The organism is Legionella rowbothamii, assembly GCF_900639985.1.
In the GTDB taxonomy this organism is placed as follows: domain Bacteria; phylum Pseudomonadota; class Gammaproteobacteria; order Legionellales; family Legionellaceae; genus Legionella; species Legionella rowbothamii.
Genome location: NZ_CAAAIM010000012.1, coordinates 1 through 19,449, shown reverse-complemented (window position 1 = coordinate 19,449; position 19,449 = coordinate 1). Strand labels below are relative to the sequence as shown.

Here is a 19,449-nt window from a genome sequence, read left to right as displayed (position 1 = left end):
TGCACTTTGCCGCAGATAATGTGTTTTTTTGCAACAGATGCATTGCCCGTGTACAATAATGTTTTTTATTTAAACAAAAATTATGCTTCCTATCCTTTATCACGATATACACACCAGCAAAGAAGAATTAATGCCTCATCAGGATTTGATTCTGACCATAGCATCAGGTAAAAAAGCTCAAACCAAACAATTAGCCAACATGACTCATCTGGGCAAGCCTGTATATAGAGCAAAAATAAATGATAAAGATCGTTTAGTTTACACCTATCAAGAGCATGAAGGACAAAAGAAATTGATGGTCTTAATGGTGATGGAAGATCATGACTATGACAAATTAAGGCGTATACTTACTCATTCACAAGGTGGACATGAAGCCATTTTAGAACATGAGCCTGAACCTGAAACTTTACCGATATTAAGCACCAAACCAGAGCAATTGGACTGGCATCCAGCAGTCTCCTACATGAGCAAAACGTTGCTGCTTGATGAAAGTCAAAAAGCTGCACGGCAAGTTCCTACACCAGTTATTTTTACGGGTGCTCCTGGCTCAGGAAAAACCAGTTTAGTTTATACCCAAATGCTACGTTATTTGAATTCTGAGATGAGCACAGAACAAGCCAGCTCCTCGAATTCACCTAAAGTATTATTTCTTAGTCCGTCTCGGGCTTTGGTTGAGAAGCATGAGAAACAGTATAAACAAGAGATGCACTATGCCCAAGATGCTGTAGTTTTTAGAACTTGGGAAGATCTATTAAAGAACGCTTATCCCCAGTCTACCTTAATAGATGAGCCTGAATTTGCTGATTGGTTACAAAAACAGAGTTGCACCGAACCCAGTAAAAGTGTCCATTATGAATTTAGTTTAATGACTGCTTTAGGTATTCCCAAATATCTAACTCTTGGAAAACGCCAATGCCACTATTCTGGAGATAAAACCAAGCAAGGACAATTGCTACGTTTATGGAATAGTTGGGAGAACCACTTAAAACAAAACAATCGTATAGACCCTATGGTGAGTTTATTGCCTCCCGAGACAGAGCCTTATGCGGCTATGTATTTGGATGAAGCGCAAAACCTACCTCCTGCTGCCATTAGGTCTCTAATTCCTTTAGCTTTAAACCATCATGTTGTAAGTGCCTTAGATAGTGATCAATGTTTGTGTTCCTCGCCTTACATTCAAAATTGTTTTGAAACACTATTACATATTCATTGTGGAAACTATTCTGAAGAAATTCTTACTCAAGACTGGCGCAGTCCTCCAGAAATTACCGCTTTGGGAAATCGGATGAATGAGGCCAAGCATAAGATGGACGCGGATCGTAAAAAACGAGCCTATAAAAACGTGCAATCGGCATTGACTACTAAAGGAAGAATCAGTTGGATAAACGCTGAATCGCTTGAAGCAATCGCTGATACTTATGGTGCTTTAGCTGACACCGCAGTAATTGTCTTTACCTCAGATGAAGAAATGATTGCTGAAATTCAAAAAAAACTAAAATGTATCAATGTTCTAACCCCAGCTCAAGCGATAGGCCTAGATTTTGAAACGGTCATTCTTTGGAATCCCTTCAGCCATGTACCTGAAATCACCCAATTAGATCCCAATATAAAACAAGAATATTCGATAGAACAATGGAATGCACTGAATACACTTTATGTAGCGATGAAGCGCTCTCAAAAACGTTTATTTATTTATGAAGAACAGAAACGCTGGATGCAATCAGAGATTGTGGGAACCCTTTTAGGGCCACATCCCCTGAATGAACTTCATACATCAGAGCTAAAGCTGACAACTCCGGAACAAGAAGAGCTAAAATGGCTCGCTCAAGAACATCATCATCGAGAAGAAGGAAATATTAAACTGGCAGAAGCGATTAGAACTCGTCATTTGCCTACAGCACCTGTTCATCCATTGCCACTTGAAGTACCGCATAAAGCAAAAAGAACAGGAAAACAGCTACAAAAAGCCACTTCTTCTAACATCCTAGACAAGGAAAGAGAGGTAGTTAAGAAATTGTTGCAACGAATTCAAAACAGAGATTGGAGCGCCATAAGATTATTATTAGAGCATGATAATGCGGAATATTATTTGTATGATGTGACTCCAAAACAAATGAATCTTTCTAATATTTCCCCTAATATTCTGACCTGGATGATGTTAAGTACTCCAGAACGTACTTCTCAAACATTAAAAACATTCGTCCGAATACTTTCTGATTTAACGGCTAATAAAAACAAGAAAGCTGGTTCTTTTTTCACTCTCTTGTCTAGAGTCTTTAATAATGGAGAGAATGATAAATTTCTAATATTAGAGCATGTTTTATCAGCTATTACGCAAGAACCCCTTAAGACATTTTCATCATTAAGTTCCTTTCTTAAAAAGAACATTAGCCCAGAGCATTTTGCTCTTAGTGTCAATCCACCAAATTGCCTACCTTCATTTTGGGAGCTTGCAAAAAGTGCACATTGGGAAGGAGTAAAAAGATGGAAACTATTAGGCGCAGATTTAACTCGCTGTGATGAGAATGGAAACTCGCTTATGATACTCGCCGCTATGAACCCCAAAAGTAGCATTGAGGTATTTAAATTTTTGAGAGATTCAGGAATAGACCCAGATTATTTCTCTGGTCAAAGTAATTGTTCAGCTGTCCATGTAGCGGCCCTTGAGGGTTTTGTACCGAATCTTAAGGCTTTGAAAGAAATTGGCGCTAATTTGAATCTTTTAGGAGGTATTTCAAAAGTGCTACCTCAAGGGGTCAGACCTATTTATTTTGCAATAAGCAAAGGGCATACTGATGTGGTTCGCTTTTTACTTGAAAATGATGCGTGTTTACCCACGGTGTTTGACTCAGAATCATTTAGAGCGGTTTTTGTTCCCAAAATTTCGAATATTTCTCAGAAGAATGCAGCGGTACATTATGCACTAGAGAAAAAAATACAAGAAAGTTATCAATCGGCAAGTATTTTATTATTTCCTCACGAACAGGCTCTTTTTTCTGAACAACCAGAAATAGAAAACCTGCTTTTAAATTCCCCCTTATATCAGAAATTAAGAGCAACGATACAAATGGGTTTTTTTGGAACAACAGCACCTGGAGCTGATAGAATGGAAATACCTAATGAGGATAAAGAACAGTCATCGTCTATTAGTCTCAACAACTATAAGGATTATGCCGGCTTGTAGGTTGGGCCCATGGCCCAACATAGAGTTCCTGCAGAGCTCGCTACAGTGTTGGGTCATGTATTTTGCGAAGATAAAATCACTTCTAAATCACCACCATAACTCAAAATATTGACTCGCTAGACCCTTGATATATTATGATTTTCGACACACATCGAAATTTTATCTATTATTGAAACGATAGATAAAATAGACTTAGTAAGCGATGCAATTAAAACAATACCAATTCGGAATCAACTTAGGCTCATTTTTAAGTGTGGCTTTTCAAAGATTGAATATTAAGGGAAGTATTAACATGACGGACAAAAACAAAACTCAAAAATTTACCACAACAGATTCAGGAATACCTGTTCCTAGTACTGAACACTCACTGACGGTAGGACCGAATGGTCCTATTGTTCTGCATGATCATTATCTCATTGAGCAAATGGCTAATTTTAACCGTGAAAGAATACCTGAGCGCCAGCCACATGCAAAAGGAAGTGGCGCCTTTGGACATTTTGAAGTAACGGAGGATGTCAGTGAGTATACTAAAGCGGCCGTGTTTCAGCCTGGAACGAAAACCAATCTAGTCATGCGTTTTTCAACGGTCGCAGGTGAGCGTGGCAGCCCAGATACCTGGCGAGACCCTCGTGGATTTGCAGTAAAATTTTATACTACAGAAGGAAATTTCGACCTTGTTGGCAACAATACTCCAGTTTTTTTCCTACGAGATCCAATGAAATTCCAACATTTCATTCGCTCTCAAAAACGACGTGCAGATAATAATTTGCGTGATCATGACATGCAATGGGACTTTTGGACCTTGTCTCCTGAGTCGGCACATCAAGTCACGTGGTTAATGGGCGATCGCGGTATTCCAAAAAGCTGGCGGCACATGGATGGTTTTTCAAGTCACACCTATATGTGGGTTAACGCAAAGGGAGAAAAGTTCTGGGTAAAATATCACTTTAAAACAGATCAAGGCATTGAATACCTAACCCAGGATGAGGCAGATTATCTTGCCGGAAAAGATAGCGACTATCATATGCGCGATTTGTTTGACGCAATCAAGCGTGGTGATCATCCAAGTTGGACTCTCCACATGCAAATTATGCCATTTCATGAAGCAGAAACTTATCGCTATAACCCATTTGATCTCACCAAAGTTTGGCCACATGCAGATTACCCTCTTATTAAAGTTGGAAAACTTACCTTGAATCGTAATCCAACCGATAATCACACCGAAATGGAACAACTTGCTTTTGAAATAAATAATATGGTCCCAGGAACTGGTATTAGTCCTGATAAGATGCTTCTTGCGAGAGTCTTTTCCTATGCTGATGCACATCGAGCAAGATTGGGTGTTAACTATAAGCAAATACCTGTCAATAAACCACAATGCCCAGTCCATAGCTACAGTAAGGACGGAGCCATGCGAGTTGAAAATGTTGCGGATCCTGTTTATACACCTAATTCGAAAGGCGGCCCCGTAGCCGATAGTTCGCTCAATCCTGAAGTAGCGACATGGAACGCCCATGGGGATTTGGTGCGTGAAGCATATACTTTGCGTAGGGATGATGACGATTTCGGGCAAGCGAATACATTAGTGCGAAAAGTAATGAATGATGAAGAACGAGACAGACTTGTGAATAATGTGGTTGGCCATCTGAAAAATGGTGTAACTCAGCCAATTCTAGAAAGAGCAATCCAATATTGGAAAAACATTGACCATGAAATTGGGCGCCGTATAGAAGAAGGAGTAAGGCAACCCTAGTGCTTTAAGCTCAGGTTTTTTGTTAAATGCTTGGAGACAGCCCCAGATGGGGCTTGTCTCGTATACTCAACAAAAGAAATCGGCTAATCGCATAGTGGACTTGGCTTTTCTTGTTCTGCAGCCCATTCTGCATCAACAAATTTATCCTGACACTTTCTAGCAAAATTATCCCAAAGAGGGTTTTATCTTATTGCCTGCTGCTTTTTCTTGCTCAACCAAAGATTCAATTTGAACAATAAAATATATTTTTTTATCTAAATCATTTTCTCGGATTACAATGTGTTGCAAAACAGAGTAAAACTTTTCCGCAACATGAGAAGAAATATGCTTTTTGATTGCTTGGAGAAATACATCCATATCCATTTCTTTATACCATTTAGCAAAAATCTGGCAAATTTCATGGATAACAAATGGAGTATCTTCAGTGAGAAGCAAATGTATTATCCCATCTAGAAACTCGCGACTTTCCCAATGTGGCTGTTTTCCAATTAATAAAATAGTGTTTGCTCGTATATGTGAATTTTCATGCATTAGGAACTCTTTAAGTTTATTTTCCAATGCTGTTCCTCAAAGATTTATCTTTGCTAAGACAGAGAAAATATGCCGTATCGTATCATGTGATTGACGCTCCTCAAGACAAGAGAACAAGCCAACTTTTACCTCTTCATTGTCTAACACATAGCTATTACTTGTTAAAAGCTCAGCAGCGTGATATGCAGGAACAGGCCCTTTAACTGTTTTTAATATCTTAATTAAAAGAGGAATCAATTCTTTTACTGTAGTTTTGCTAAGAGGAATATTTTTTAGTACCCCGAATGCCTCCCAATGCCCAAGATCTTTTTTAAGGGTCGCTAGCAAATCTTGTTGTACTAGCTCCGTTGGCTTAGGGGAGTTTTTTTTGGAATTAAATTCAGGAGAATCATCAAAGCTTACTTGTGTGAGAATAGTAATTACTCTGGAAACAAGAAAATAATCCTCATGTTCTAGTAAAGGTAATAATAATTTGAGCGTTGTATTTGGAATCACAGCGGTATACCGATACCCTTGAGGAATAAAACTGAATGAGCTGGGTGTTAGTTTGTAATATTGCTTCTTCTCAATATTTTCTTTTAGCTCTGCAAAGGCAAAATGGATTGCATCACAATGTTCTAAATATAAGTCTCGGGTGGCAAACCAAGCTCGTGGATTATCATTAAAACTATATCTCCACTTTTCTGAACTGGTACATATACGTTGAATATGCGTCACCGCCAGTTGGCTCAAAACTGTCTGTACTAATATTAGATATTAAGTCCATACCGTATTTTTTACGGTATGTTAAAGTTGTGGGAATTCTTGAAAATTATTTGGTGTAAAACACTCAAGTAAGTTCGATTGAGCTCAGACTCGATTGATTTATTTAATCAAATTTCAATCGAGTCTGCCCTCATTGATGATGGGTTACAATAATTTGTATATTTTTTTCCCGATCCAATAGATGACAAAACATACACATCCCCATAACACTGCTAATGGTAGAAAATAAACCATAATTTGAATCAGGCTATAGGTGAAACTCCTCAAACCGTTAACCAAATCCACATAGGAACTTTTAAATGCTTCTACTATTCGCCATTGTGACTGATATTCATTTTGTATTGTTGGACTCATGTTTAAGGTAATACTAATTAAAGACAAAGCAACTGACTCTTTATAATATTTTATTTGCCCTTCAAGAACATCTATTTGCCCCTGAGTATCACTCAACTGTTGATGTACCTTAAGCACATCCTCAGTCTTTGTTGCACCAAGCATAATTTTTTCGAGTTGGCTTTTTGATTTCTGTAGATTTTCTAGCTGGCTTTGTAAATTGACGTATTGCTGAGTAATATCCTCTCCACTAATACTCTCTTGTGTCACATGAGTAGCTAATGATTTTAATTGTTTCAATACATTATTTAAACCTTCTGCAGGAACTCGGATGCTGATTTCACCCCAAGTACTGCCCGCATTCTGGCTGATATTAGAGTTTACAACATATCCGCCTGAGGTATTGGCCAGATTAGTGATGGCATCCAAGCTATGATTAATATCATTCACTTGTAATGTAATATTGGCATTACGAATGATCATGCGCCTTATTACATTTTCTGCAGATGGCGATAAGGGTGTTGTTTGAGGCGTGGAGGTCATTGCCGCATTATCCAATCGAGCATATGCTGCTATAGGAGCTGGGGCCGAACCCGGGATAGATGAGACGCTGCCGCTACCATACATTGTTGCCCCGGTTACGCTGAATAACCAGTGATAAGAGAGAAATAATAAAAACAAAACGCCAATAAAGGCTAAGAAATATAATACGACTTTCTTCATCACTCATGTCCCTTTGTAAGAAAAAACCTCTTAATTTTGAGTATATAAATTTACGCATCCATCCTTTTAAGCATAGCAAAGATTAGGTTTGAACAACTAGGCTCCTATCCGGTACCCTTCATCGAGGGTCGACAAAAGATATTGCAATGACTTGTAGGTTGGGCCGCTGGCTCAACGTGGAGTTTTGTCGTGGTTCGCTGCCTTGTTGGGCCATAGGCCCAACCTACAGTTTATTATCCTTTTTAATTAATTATCATTAGAAATGCTATACTAAAAAATGAATACACGTGTTGGATTAATAAACAGGTAAGTTTTCTCATAGAACACTTAAGTTTTACCGGGCCAGAAATTAAATTATCCAACAACTCATCAAACAGTATGACTTTATGCAAAACATAAGGAACTATTATGTTTTATAAAAAGATAATGTTAGCAATTGATGGTAGCGACACGTCTAATTCTGCTATCGAAGAAGTCATTAAATTAATAAAAAGCCAAGATGCCGAACTAAAAATTATCCATGTTGTTGACGAATCCTTGATTTATTACGGGGGTCCAGGTTTTGATTATTCTGCATATATAGAGGTGCTAAGAAATGAAGGGCAGGATATTTTAAACAAAGCGAAGCAATTCATCGCAGAACAAGTACCTATTAAAGTTGAAACAGAACTTCTTGAATTAGGGCAATTGCAAGGAGGAAGAATCGCTGAACTAATTGTAGAAGCGACAAAAGAATGGCCTGCAGATTTGTTGGTTTTAGGCACTCATGGCCGAAAAGGATTTAGCCATTTCCTTTTGGGTAGTGTAGCAGAACATGTGATGCGCATTGCTTCTACACCTGTCCTTCTTGTCCGTGCTGCTTAAGACAATAACAGCTAAGCACTCTTTATTTATTAGGATAGTCCCGGGCGCACTGCCATTAACTGCAGGACTTCTTTATTGCCTCCTACACGAACAAACCATCCTTTGGTAATTGATTTGCAAATTCAACAATTAAAACTCTATGTTTAATAATGAAGGGGATAAGCAAAAACCTGCTGTGCCTGAAAATACCAACAGACCATTGGCATCTTCTACTTTAATTTACAAAAAAATTACTGCATTTTTTAATCACTATTTAGAACAAAAAATAGAACCTCAATCATTATCTCCCTATCCCCTAGCTAGGGATGGTGGATTAAATCCAGCATTAAAAATTTTAGCAGCTAATAATGGCTGGGCATGATGAAGATTTGGCAACAAACCATAATCGATTCACATTCCCTTAATGGAGCTAAGTCTAATGGCACTTACACTTTCACCTTTACCCGTTGTTGGACTTCGTTGCATTCAGCGCGAACCTACGTCCACTGTAAAGAACTTAAGTATGTGCCAAGACTATTTCATTGATTCCTTAATTATAAGGGCTGTAATAAACGTCTTTGGATGAATCATTGAGCGGATCTAATTTCTCTCGACCCGCCTCAAAAAAGGTAACCCGTTCTCTTTTTTTGCTTGAAGTATTGGTCTTTAGGCTATCTAAGAAGTTAATTTGATTATCACCTATTCTTTGACGGGTTTCTGAAGTTAGCTTATCCGCAAAAAAATCCCCCTTATCCCGCAGTAATTGCACGCCTTTAGGGGAAATGCAGAACCTAAAAAAGGGAGTTATCCCCTTATAAATTCCTTCGTGAATCAGTGGTTGATTCAATAATTGGGCATCAATAAATGGATAAGTAGAAGCATTGGATCTTGGAGAATAAAATGAACCACATTGTTACGATATCTTATAACAGCTAGCCAAATTTCACGACGTTGTTCATTAGTTAATTCAGGCAAAGCTAAGTGTGTTTCAGTATACTCATATGTAGAATTATCGTGCCCCAATGGGCATTTAAAATTTCAAAAAACTGAGGTATCAACTCATTATTCTGCTGCATCAACTTAAAAAACAAAGGACTCGTTAGGAAGGAGTCTAAAGCAAGACCCGCAGGGAGCCGAGGAGTGTCTGAATTTAACACACACAGCGAGGTCTTGATGTGGCACAAGAAATGCGCCGGGAAAGCCTGGTTGATGCATTGTCTTCTTCGCGTATGGGCTCTAATAGCCAGGTACTTACTAAATTTAAAGCTATCCTTAATTCATTTCCCCAAGAAGCCGGAGGCACTAATAAGGATTGCATGAAAATTCGATTGATTTCATAAGTGGATAAGTCAACGCCTCCCTCCGCATTACGGTATTGTTCGACCCAACGAGTTAAGGTGCCTCCATCTAAAATCAAAGGATGAGTGGGTGAACCAAGACTTAAAGTCTGGAGCTGCTCCCAAATGGCTTGATTCCATCGCTCCTCTTGGATTACTAGCATAAAAAAATTGCGCACAAACTCTTCGTGACGGCTGACTTTGAATGCAGCAAGCTGAGTCATAAAATCTTGGCATAAAGCTTCAAACCCAGCGGTAAAGGTTGATTATGAAAATAATCTAAAAGTCAGGATAATTGCTCTTCGTAAAAAAAAGCATAAAGAGGAGCTAGCATAAAATCCTGATTTCCTGGCCAACGTCTTTTAAAGTAAACCCCGTACTCTCTATTGGGATCTTCAATGAAGCAATCTCAGATTGCATTGCTATAATTGCAGTATCTTTTGAAAAACCACCGTTTTCTCCATTTACTAAAATGGGAATGTCTTTTTGAGCATAATATTCAGCAATAGATTTTAAATCGGAAGCTTTTAATTGATAGGAAGTTTTATCTCCTTGAAAGAAGGAGGTTTTATTAATCAAAGGCATCTTAATGCTCCTCTGGAAGCAATATTTTTTCGCCTATTTTAACACAAATTGACTTAAAATTATCAGATCTACGAGTTCTGATTTTGAATAGATATGCTCTTTTATAAAGCTCATATAGGTCCGCCATGCCCAATAATTATGGACCATTCATGCTATAGTTTCTGTTTGCATCATGATGCCCCTCTCCTTTATTTTTGTTATCGTTCCATTGCGCAGAGCCGCGAGCTCTTCTTTACCCTCCTCATTGACAGGTAGGCTGCAGATTTAGGCCCCATTACCATGAGCAGCAACTAACCCAGCAAGTGGTTAGGCATTTGGTTAATGTTACTCACTGAAACCCCAAGGACTTGCGTAGATATGATTTATAAAGCTCTCTTTACGTCTGTAATTTCCCTCCTTGAAAAAAATCCAATATGTCTAATCATTCAGAATGATACTATTTAAAATCAATAAGTTAGAAACAACCATTTTCCCTTAAGGACTGTAAGTGAAAGATTTAGCCTGTTAACTCTATGAATAAAGAGAAGTTTATGGGATAATTATTGCCCAACTTCGACAATATTAATATAGTTATATGAAAATTAAAGCACTTTTATTAATGACTTCTCTTTTTTTTCCTTTCGCTTTATTCGCTAGTAGTGGGACCTGTCCTTTAGCAAGCGGAATCAATGTACACACTAAAAAGCGGACTTTAAATATATGTAAACACGGTACTGTGGTTAAGTCATTTAAAGTCGCACTTGGAAATAAAGGCGTAGGTAAAAAGAAAGCCGGCGATAATAAAACACCTATTGGTTTATATAGCTTAGCTTACCCACGAAAATCCAAACAATTTAAAGTCTTTATTCCAATTCTCTATCCAACGTCAAAACAAGTAGCTGCTGGATATACAGGTAGAGATGTAGGAATTCATGGGCCTACTCAGTCAGGAAATGTATTTGGTTGGTTAAGTAACTTACCAGGGTCAACGCGTGGTTGTGTTGCTGTTGGCAAAAATAACTACATCGAGTATGTTGCAAAGTGGGTAAAAGCTAATCCAGGAACTAAGGTATTAATTATTTAGATTTTGGGCTTTATGCATAGAGATCTGAACAAGAATCCAACTGAAATCCCGTATTACGTTGCGCTAATACGGGTTACGGTTTATCTCATATACATCTCTCTCACCCCAGCCCTAACTTTTTCCTACGCGTAAGAGTTTTCTTATTCAGCAATGTACCGATCTTAGATGTTCTTCCATTATTGTTGCATCCATTTCCCTTGGTTTCATTGGAGGATTAGGATTTAAGATATAAAACAAGGATGGAAACCATTTCCCCAACCCAGCTGGCTCAATTAATTCTACGGGGGTACTGACAATATAAAAGTTCATAAATGTTTTCCCTTAATACATTAAAAAACTAAGTTACAAATCCCTTTGGCACCAAGAACCAGTACTAGTTTTTTTGAAGCAATCAACAAAAACAAGACTCAAAATGAAAATAAATCCAAATTGAATAAAGATTGTCTATCTTATATTAAAAGAAGTAAGCTAAATACAGTAAAAAATACGGTATTGAATCAATAGAGACAAATGCGTCTTAGCAAGTCATGTTTTTTTTGTTAGACTTAAAAAGAGCTATTTTTTATACACAGAAGTATTAATACAAATTTAGTTTAGGGAAATTTTTATGCTAAAAAATACGCTAAATACATTTGGAAGTATGTCAAAGTTCTTCCACTGGGTGATTGCTTTATTAGTTTGTGCCCAGTTTTATTGGGTTTGGGCACCTAATCTTATGACGATAAGCAATGCAATAAAAACTCAATACGTGCTATTACATAAATCATTTGGTGTAACCATTTTGCTTCTCTCCATATTGTTTATCGCATGGAGAATGGTAACTATTCGACCTTCTGCCCTATATAAGCCTTATTGGCAACACATACTGGCAAAGATAGTTCATTACTCCTTATTTATATTACTATTGGCTATGCCTATCTTGGGTTATTTAATGGCAGCAGCTGATGGACGAGCGGTGAGCTTTTTTGGCTTATTTAACTTACCCAATTTAATCTCTACAAATCAGCAAATGGCAGATTTTTATTTTCAAACTCATTCCATATTAGGATATGCTTTTGCTACATTGATTGGTTTGCATGTTGCTGCTGCATTACATCATCACCTTATTTTAAAAGACGATGTATTGAAAAAAATGCTGCCTTATACAGAAAAATAAGCAATTGGTTATTCCCGATAGAAAGGAGCTTTCATAAGCTCACTTTCTATTTCAAGCGATTTTTTGAAAAACTTATAATACGCAATTAACCAAAATATCCCTTCTCACTGGTATTAAACCCGCCATCTAAAAACCAATACAGATAGCAAATTCCAAAGATGCAAAGGAAAATCCTATAGCTTTAAAGTAAACATAAACTCAGTACTCGCCGCATTAGATATCTTCCTTTATTGTATTTGGGCATTTAACTCTGAACGAGGCTCGGCTTTGATTACGGCATCAGTTATCGAAATGCATTTCGCCATACTTCGTTCTAACCCACTGGAAAAAAAAGTTTTTTGCGATAATTAGGATCGGACTTATAGGTATCCTCTAACAGATCCCGTATGCCCTCTAACGAATTGGCATTTCTAATATTTTCGATCAGTGTCAGTGTTACTGCGACTTTATAAAGGGTTAAATCTTTGTCTCTAAATATTTTTGTTGTCAAGGAGGGGCTAAATTTACCCTCATAAAGTGATCCACGTGAATTAATATATCTTTCTAGTTCTTTAATACAGCCTTCTTTAGTACTATCAAGGTTAGGCGATTTTTCAGCATTTAGAAGGGCATCTGCTTTTTCTCTTTGTTCACTTTGAGCATAATCACCTATTAAAGGGGCTTTGTCTCCCAAACGGCGCGCAAAAAGCTCATTTTCTTTTTGCTCATCAAATGCTTTTACTGTATTGGGCACATCTCCATCGTAATGAGCATTACGACCTTAAATTTAACACTTACAGCATTTATCTGTTTAACTTTTGATAATAAAAATTTTTGGATATCCATACTAAGAATCGTCAACTTAACTTATGCTCTACACTGTAGTTTATTTACAGGAGAAGCGCGCTCCTGGAAAGAAAACCGAAAAGATACGGTTATCCCTTCGAAACCGATTCGCTCGATGTTCAAGGATACCAATCCTCGCCACTTCACTAGTTAAGCTGAGGATGCCCATTTAAATGCTATTACAGGAGCTTTCTCTACTTATATGTTCCGCATCAGAATTTTGAATCGATTTCAAAAGAGATGTTACTATGAGATCGTATTCTTTTTCAGCGCATGTAGAAGCTAGTGTTTGAAATACTACCCTCACCATCTCCTCAATACTTAAATTATGAAAACTAGGTACAGTCGAGGATTGGGCCAAGCGAAGTCGTAAATGTTCTAAATAATATTTAGGGGATAACTCAAATATAGAAAACATTGTAAAAGGTTTTAAGAGTGGTGCATAGACTGATGAAAGTGCACGCTTTTTTTCATCCTCATATGTAAGTCCAAGACAAATCGCTTCGAAAGCCATCATCGTCAACTTAACTAGTGAAGGGGCCAGAAAAAGCAAAAGTTAAATTGATGGTGCCCTCATTACATTAATGCAGTTACTTTAATGAGTTCTTGTTGGTGCATTCATCTTGATTTGTTGAGTTATTTTTCTCTTCGGAAAAGAAGGTATTATTATTGTTCTGAGAGAAAGAATTGACTATCAATTGTTTTTCTTGCATTGGAGGAGAGGCGCCCAATATGCTGGTCGAGGAGGTTCTAAAAGGATTAATACGGCCATCCCAAGGTATAAATGCGGTCATATCATTAAAGTAGCTCAGAGTGGGAGGTTTTAAGGATGGAACTGTGTTAGATAGCATTAGCTTATGGACATTTGCCGATAGTGTTTTTTCTATCTTTTCGTGCTCCGTGTGATTTAATGCTTTATGTTGATAACCTAAGGTGATATGAAAAGGAAAAGCAATATTTTCAGTTAAATTAAAAAATGAAGCAATGCTCACAATTTTATCTTTTTGTGCTGTTGGAATATCTACTACTAATTGTAATACAGGCTTGGTAATAATCTTTGTACTTTGTGTAATTGAAGGGGAGAAATTTAAAAACATCAGTAAATGCTCATGCATTAATTGGAAAAATGTCAAGTTCTTATCAATAAATGCCAGCCACTGATCTTCAGATGTATGATTTTGCACAAATAAATTATAAGTGGTCATATGATAACTGGTTACTGGAAGCAATGAATAGTGCTCGGCTATAAGAGGGTCTTGCTGTAAAAAATTAAATATATTTTTCCAAAACGGCTCATCCTCAGAATGAATGCTGGATATAACTGATAATCCGGGAAATGGTGTGAATTTTCCTTCCTCATTTATTTTGCCCATAAAGCACTCACAAAGGTCGTTTTTATGTACATTTTATACGCTTTTAGTTATCAAGTAAAATATTTATGGTATTTTTTTACCCAATTGAGCATTAATAGATCTATAATATAAAGACTTAAAGTTCGATATTAGGTGTCAATGTGGCTAAAAAGATTATTTCTCCCGGTCAAGCGGTATTACTACTTATAGATCATTATAAAAAAAAATCATCAGATAAAGACATAAAAATATTAACAACTTTGTATTTAAATGGTCTCTGCAATCCTAACGATTGCTCGAAGTTTGATCAGTATGTAGGTAGTAATAAACGTCTTTTCCGACCTTATAAAATCATCGTAGAACCTTCCGTGATCAATAATGACCCTACACGCCGGTATTTTGAAACCCATTTAGCGTATGAAACCCTAATGCATGATACCCACGAAGTCGATCTCAATAAACTAATCAAATATGTAAATAAATTAGAACAATTGATTAAAACTAATGATCTTGTCCGTTATAGAAAATGCTATGCTGTATTAGAAGGGAATTCAGAAGAAGGTGACTCTAATGTACAGAAAGAATATGCTGATTACATGAGAAGGCTTAAGACAGGGGAATTATTTCCAACGCTTAAAGCAAACCAAAAATTAGTTATTGAGTTATTTATTCGAGCATCTTTTCTTGCAGTAAATTGTGCACAATCAGATAAGATTAATCTTCCTCTTAATATTTATGGAAAAGGGATTTATGCAGAAGATGCGCGCGGGAAAGAACTATTACCAACAACACCACAGGAGGCTTCCAATCATGCAGGTAATGTTCGATCCCAGCATTTTGGTTTAATGAAAGGACACATGCCTTTACCTTCGGATGACAAGGCTATGGCAGAATCGATTATCCCTTTTCTAAAAGGTAGTGATCAATCACGATTTGTGTTTGGAAAGATGTGGCCGGCATTAAACTTTTCCCGCCAGATGCATCCATTTTCTAATTCTATTTCCGGTAGTATGCTTTGTCAGTTACGCGCGCTATCCTTTTTTAATCAAAAAAATGAAGGTTATTTTAGTGAATCCCATAAGGAATTCCAGTCTTTTTTTAAACTCTATATTTCTACCCTTTTATTTTATAACGGTGGTCATTCTTTATTTGAGTTTGTTGCTCCGCTGATCTTATTACCTGCTATTCAGAATGAATTCAGCAAAAATAAGATAGATTTTCCTACCCTTACAATAGCCAACATTTTTAGCTCTGATCCGATGCCGTTAAATAAAGCCCTAGATAAAGCGATTGCTTATAATTTTCAGTATTTACGAAAGCAATTAATCAATGACGAAATAGTCTTTTTTAAATGGCCTAAACGAAAGCGTGATAATGATTTGGAAGAAAACAAAAAATTAAAGTTTACTTCTGACGAACCTTTCGAGGATGAACCAGAAAAAAATGAGGATATAAAAAGCACTTTACTTTCACCAAAGAAATGAAGTTATTCTATTTAATAGCTTAAGGTTTGTATCAACTTGGGGCTGAGCTACCATAGAGATTGATTTCTAGGGTAGCTCAGAGACGGAGTCGAACCGCCGATGAAGATTTTCAATTCAAATACTTTAGGGACGTTGCCTAATTATTATTAAATCATGAAAACCTTTATTATCCTTTTGTAATCAAGTAGGTTTCACTTTGTGATGAACTCGAACAATTTATGAATATCATTTTCACATAGAGACTTCGTCAATCAACCTTTGCTTATTATTAATCCCAAAACCAAGCAATATGAATTTCATACTGAAACAGCAATATAGTAAATACTGGCAAGTGCATTGCATCAAACCCCATAAAATCAGAAAAAAGACATCCAATACTTAGGATAGTACAACACTGTTGAGCTTAGCTAGTAATCAGGAAATAACTTTCTGGATCGCATTCCCTGCAAAAACTCCATGCAATTTCCTGTCCTTTTTAATAATTGTGCGTGAAGAAATCCCAGATGCTGCTTAACATTGAAATTCAAAACCATTAAGCCTAATACGGTCTACAGGGGCTGTTGACAAACCAATTCCCTCCTAATTAACTTGTAAAAATTCTTTTTTTAGCTTAAACCGTTCCGCGGCATATTTTCATCTGTTCGATCGTGCTCTCTCCGGGTTGGATAAGCTCGTTTCTCAGCACCCAAACTCAAACTACCTAAACTCGTCAATGGCGACATTTTTTCTATTACAATACCGATCTCTTTCGAAAGATTATCCAAATAACTTCTCCCCAAACTCTCCTCTAGGACTGGTATCGCCTGTTCTATGACAACTTTAGATTGTTCAGAAAACTGCTTCAGTGCATCAAAATCAATGGGTTCTTTGAACGCCTCTTCTTTCAGTTTGTTCAATCTCTTATGTAATAAAGTTGCAACTCTAAATGCCTTATCATTTTCAATATCGCTAATGTCCTCTTCAAAAACATTTAAAAGAATATTAACTTTAACTTTTGCTTTATGCTGTTGATTAAGCACAGTTATTGCTTCTTGATAAGAAATTTTTCTAATATCTCCTTCAGCGCTAAGTTCATCTCCCTCATATAAATTTTTTAAAAGTGCCGTACTCGTTGGTACACTTTTTCCTTTTTCAGCTGAGTACAAAACTTTTCTTGTTTGCGCACTTTGCTCGGATACTAGTTTTCCTTTTTGCGTTAAGAAATCCATATCCAAATGTTTTTTTATAAAGTTTTGTTCACTAACTTTATTACGGGTATACCAGTTGTATCGGGGACCAGCAAAACCGCTAGTCGAAGATTTTATAACAACATCTGCAAGTGTAGGATCATTATGTTTAAGATATAACAAAGCAGCGAATACTTTACTGCTCCCAGCTACGGGTCCCCAAAGATAAATTTCCTTCTTGCTCCTCTTCTGATTATCTGCGTTATAGTTAAGAAGAAACATTTGTGCTTGTCTCAATGCAATATCTGTTTTCTGTTGCAAATCAAATTTTCCATAAGATTTATCAACAACTCGCCCCGTCTGATCTTGGACTAAAAGGGCAACACCGGTCACCTTATCTTGGCCACTGCTCTTAAATACTTTTTGTGAACGAGCAACTTCTTCATTTTCTACTCGCGTCCCTTTATATACACCCAAAGTTCCCTTAATCAAGGGTCCAACTTCAGTATCTGCCTCATAACTACTCTCGCATTTAGGTAGTCCTTCATCTAACTGATCTCTTTTTACTTTATCATCTTTAAACCCTAAAAAGCCGTCTTTTTCGATTAGCAAATTAGCCTTCTTAGGTACGTTGGGCATCGCTTTAGTTTGAGATGCCTCCAATTTTTGTAGTCGTTCATTTGCCAATACTACAAATATTCTATACACATCAGGATTAACTAAATCCTTCACATATTGATGTGGCAGCCCTATGGTTAAATGCTCATTTTTTGTGGCTTTGGCTAAAGTTTTTAAAAATTCCACATCAATACTTTTCTCAATTATTGCTTTAATAGCGACAATTGCCTTTTGATTCTGATCTAGTCTGGAAACAGCGATTTTAAGTAGATGCGTATAAAAATTCTTGTTTTTTAAAAAAGCTATTTGCTTTTTATCTAAACCAGCAGCCTCTAAATCTTCATTGCTAGTTGCTAATTTAACTTTGAGTAGCAACGCTTCCCCACCAACTCCAACTTGTTCTTTTAGCACAGCAATTGCATTTTTCTCTAATGCTGCCAGACGTCTTCTTCCTGTCTTATTAATTTCAGTAAATGCTGATGGCACATTTCCCAAAGCCTTGACCTCTGCAGGATTTAACCCAACACCAATCAACTCCTCTTTGCTTTTAGCAGTAGCAACTATCCGTAACAAAACAAGATTGTTGCTGGATTCAATCACTGCCCTCAGAGAAAGTATGGCTTTTTGTCGAGCCACGGTGCCCAGTAGGCCCGTCAAACGCTTAATTTCCAATTGTTTGAGATGTGCCTCTGCTTGAACTCTCGATTCTGCCTCTTCAAGTTGTATTACTTTCGCTGATAACTCAAGATTGCTTTCCTCCAGCTGCAGCGCTTTATCGCGCAAACGCGCATGTTCCTCTTGCAAAGACTTCAACTCATTTAAAGTCGATTGGGCAGCTAACTGAGCACTGTCCGCGGCTTTTTGGTGCAGGGCCAACTTCTCACTTAACTCTCGACGAACCTTTTCGGTGCTGTGATGCGAAGTCTGCAACTCCAGGCGCAAGGCTTGGTTCTGACGAGTTAATTCCACTGCATCCTGTTCTAAGCGGCGCACCGCATTTACCTGTTCCTCTAATTCGCTTTGCACCCCGGTCAGCTCATTCATAACCTGTTCACGGGCGCTCTCTGCCAAGCGTAGGCGTTGCTCGAGCTGCCTCAAAACCAGTTGATGCTGCTCTTGAGTTTCACGCAGAACTCGAGCGGCTTCCTCGGAGTGATCATCGTTTTGGGCAATCGCTGATTGCAATTCCTCTACTCTACGCGCATGAGCGAGAACCGTTGCTTCTGCCTCTTCCTGTAACAGCCTTACCCTCACTTCTGCAGATTCCAGTTGCTTGGCCTGGACCCTTAGCATTTCTTTGCTTTGCGTCACCGTCTCTTGCTCGGTACGCAATAAAATGTGCAAGTGCGCCTGCTCTTCGCTTAATTCGTCTACGCGTGCTTCTAAGGACATCACCTGCGAGGACAACTTACGGTTGGCCTCTTCCAACTGCAGTGCTTTATCATGCAAACCCGCATGTTCTTCTTGCAAAGACTTCAACTCATTTAAAGTCGATTGGGCAGCTAACTGAGCACTGTCCGCGGCTTTTTGGTGCAGGGCCAACTTCTCACTTAACTCTCGACGAACCTTTTCGGTGCTTTGATACGAAGTCTGCAATTCCAAGCGCAAGGCTTGGTTCTGATGAGTTAATTCCACCGCATCCTGCTCTAAGCGGCGCACCGCATTTACCTGTTCCTCTAATTCGCTTTGCACCCCGGTCAGCTCATTCACAACCTGTTCACGGGCGCTCTC

The 19,449-nt window shown here is 37.8% G+C and carries 16 protein-coding genes; 7 read left to right on the top strand and 9 right to left on the bottom strand.

Translation table 11 applies throughout. The features are described 5' to 3' along the window. Positions 1-130: 130 nt before the first annotated feature. Together E1P08_RS15570 and E1P08_RS15565 are read left to right on the top strand one after the other, a co-directional pair. Positions 131-3,184, top strand: a complete 3,054-nt coding sequence (locus E1P08_RS15570; protein ID WP_165485209.1) for an ankyrin repeat domain-containing protein — start codon at positions 131-133, stop codon at positions 3,182-3,184. A 292-nt stretch (positions 3,185-3,476) separates the two neighbouring features. Further along, entirely contained in the window at positions 3,477-4,937 is a 1,461-nt protein-coding gene (locus E1P08_RS15565) for a catalase (RefSeq protein ID WP_133137917.1), read from the top strand. A gap of 165 nt (positions 4,938-5,102) precedes the next feature. Here E1P08_RS15565 and E1P08_RS15560 read toward each other — a convergent pair whose 3' ends face one another. The 3 genes from E1P08_RS15560 to E1P08_RS15550 form a co-directional block, all read right to left on the bottom strand. Continuing rightward, a complete protein-coding gene (locus E1P08_RS15560) occupies positions 5,103-5,468 on the bottom strand; it encodes a hypothetical protein (RefSeq protein ID WP_133137916.1) in 366 nt (121 codons plus the stop codon). Between the two features lie 36 nt (positions 5,469-5,504). Then, positions 5,505-6,185 carry a hypothetical protein gene (locus E1P08_RS15555; RefSeq protein ID WP_133137915.1) on the bottom strand — a complete coding sequence of 227 codons (681 nt, stop codon included), beginning with the start codon at positions 6,183-6,185 and terminating at the stop codon, positions 5,505-5,507. A gap of 192 nt (positions 6,186-6,377) precedes the next feature. After that, complete coding sequence (locus tag E1P08_RS15550) at positions 6,378-7,289, bottom strand: DUF4349 domain-containing protein (protein WP_133137914.1); 912 nt, start codon at positions 7,287-7,289, stop codon at positions 6,378-6,380. A 408-nt stretch (positions 7,290-7,697) separates the two neighbouring features. Here E1P08_RS15550 and E1P08_RS15545 point away from each other — a divergent pair, with 408 nt between their 5' ends. After that, on the top strand, positions 7,698-8,153 hold the full coding sequence (locus tag E1P08_RS15545) for a universal stress protein (RefSeq protein WP_133137913.1): 456 nt from the start codon (positions 7,698-7,700) through the stop codon (positions 8,151-8,153). Between the two features lie 139 nt (positions 8,154-8,292). After that, on the top strand, positions 8,293-8,514 hold the full coding sequence (locus E1P08_RS15540; RefSeq protein ID WP_133137912.1) for a hypothetical protein: 222 nt from the start codon (positions 8,293-8,295) through the stop codon (positions 8,512-8,514). A 168-nt stretch (positions 8,515-8,682) separates the two neighbouring features. On the opposite strand, the gene E1P08_RS15535 is transcribed toward E1P08_RS15540, so the two are convergent. The 3 genes from E1P08_RS15535 to E1P08_RS15525 all read right to left on the bottom strand — a co-directional run bounded on the left by E1P08_RS15535 (position 8,683) and on the right by E1P08_RS15525 (position 10,054). Then, positions 8,683-8,979 carry a hypothetical protein gene (locus E1P08_RS15535; RefSeq protein ID WP_133137911.1) on the bottom strand — a complete coding sequence of 99 codons (297 nt, stop codon included), beginning with the start codon at positions 8,977-8,979 and terminating at the stop codon, positions 8,683-8,685. 303 nt (positions 8,980-9,282) lie between these two features. Further along, a complete protein-coding gene (locus E1P08_RS15530; RefSeq protein ID WP_133137910.1) occupies positions 9,283-9,693 on the bottom strand; it encodes a hypothetical protein in 411 nt (136 codons plus the stop codon). Between the two features lie 103 nt (positions 9,694-9,796). After that, on the bottom strand, positions 9,797-10,054 hold the full coding sequence (locus E1P08_RS15525; RefSeq protein ID WP_133137909.1) for a hypothetical protein: 258 nt from the start codon (positions 10,052-10,054) through the stop codon (positions 9,797-9,799). A gap of 574 nt (positions 10,055-10,628) precedes the next feature. On the opposite strand from E1P08_RS15525, the gene E1P08_RS15520 reads away from it, so the two are divergent. Next, positions 10,629-11,117: a L,D-transpeptidase family protein gene (locus E1P08_RS15520; RefSeq protein ID WP_133137908.1), complete on the top strand. Its 489-nt coding sequence runs from the start codon at positions 10,629-10,631 to the stop codon at positions 11,115-11,117. A gap of 607 nt (positions 11,118-11,724) precedes the next feature. Then, on the top strand, positions 11,725-12,273 hold the full coding sequence (locus tag E1P08_RS15515) for a cytochrome b (RefSeq protein WP_133137907.1): 549 nt from the start codon (positions 11,725-11,727) through the stop codon (positions 12,271-12,273). A gap of 313 nt (positions 12,274-12,586) precedes the next feature. Here the strand turns inward: E1P08_RS15515 and E1P08_RS15510 are convergent, their stop codons facing one another. Together E1P08_RS15510 and E1P08_RS15505 are read right to left on the bottom strand one after the other, a co-directional pair. Beyond that, positions 12,587-13,006 carry a hypothetical protein gene (locus E1P08_RS15510; protein ID WP_133137906.1) on the bottom strand — a complete coding sequence of 140 codons (420 nt, stop codon included), beginning with the start codon at positions 13,004-13,006 and terminating at the stop codon, positions 12,587-12,589. Between the two features lie 682 nt (positions 13,007-13,688). Then, complete coding sequence (locus E1P08_RS15505) at positions 13,689-14,471, bottom strand: DUF1868 domain-containing protein (protein WP_133137905.1); 783 nt, start codon at positions 14,469-14,471, stop codon at positions 13,689-13,691. A gap of 140 nt (positions 14,472-14,611) precedes the next feature. Between E1P08_RS15505 and E1P08_RS15500 the strand changes: the two genes are divergently transcribed. Then, positions 14,612-15,934, top strand: coding sequence for a hypothetical protein (locus tag E1P08_RS15500; RefSeq protein WP_133137904.1), 1,323 nt, complete (start codon positions 14,612-14,614; stop codon positions 15,932-15,934). 605 nt (positions 15,935-16,539) lie between these two features. Here E1P08_RS15500 and E1P08_RS17255 read toward each other — a convergent pair. Next, a partial coding sequence (locus tag E1P08_RS17255; protein ID WP_165485208.1) for a coiled-coil domain-containing protein occupies positions 16,540-19,449 on the bottom strand: 2,910 nt, incomplete at its 5' end.

What these genes read in the sequence shown, in the direction of transcription:
- E1P08_RS15570 (WP_165485209.1), top strand. Translation starts at nt 131, where the DNA reads ATGCCTCATCAGGATTTGATTCTGACCATAGCATCAGGTAAAAAAGCT.
- E1P08_RS15565 (WP_133137917.1), top strand. Translation starts at nt 3,477, where the DNA reads ATGACGGACAAAAACAAAACTCAAAAATTTACCACAACAGATTCAGGA.
- E1P08_RS15560 (WP_133137916.1), bottom strand. Translation starts at nt 5,468, where the DNA reads ATGCATGAAAATTCACATATACGAGCAAACACTATTTTATTAATTGGA.
- E1P08_RS15550 (WP_133137914.1), bottom strand. Translation starts at nt 7,289, where the DNA reads ATGAAGAAAGTCGTATTATATTTCTTAGCCTTTATTGGCGTTTTGTTT.
- E1P08_RS15545 (WP_133137913.1), top strand. Translation starts at nt 7,698, where the DNA reads ATGTTTTATAAAAAGATAATGTTAGCAATTGATGGTAGCGACACGTCT.
- E1P08_RS15540 (WP_133137912.1), top strand. Translation starts at nt 8,293, where the DNA reads ATGTTTAATAATGAAGGGGATAAGCAAAAACCTGCTGTGCCTGAAAAT.
- E1P08_RS15530 (WP_133137910.1), bottom strand. Translation starts at nt 9,693, where the DNA reads ATGACTCAGCTTGCTGCATTCAAAGTCAGCCGTCACGAAGAGTTTGTG.
- E1P08_RS15525 (WP_133137909.1), bottom strand. Translation starts at nt 10,054, where the DNA reads ATGCCTTTGATTAATAAAACCTCCTTCTTTCAAGGAGATAAAACTTCC.
- E1P08_RS15520 (WP_133137908.1), top strand. Translation starts at nt 10,629, where the DNA reads ATGAAAATTAAAGCACTTTTATTAATGACTTCTCTTTTTTTTCCTTTC.
- E1P08_RS15515 (WP_133137907.1), top strand. Translation starts at nt 11,725, where the DNA reads ATGCTAAAAAATACGCTAAATACATTTGGAAGTATGTCAAAGTTCTTC.
- E1P08_RS15505 (WP_133137905.1), bottom strand. Translation starts at nt 14,471, where the DNA reads ATGGGCAAAATAAATGAGGAAGGAAAATTCACACCATTTCCCGGATTA.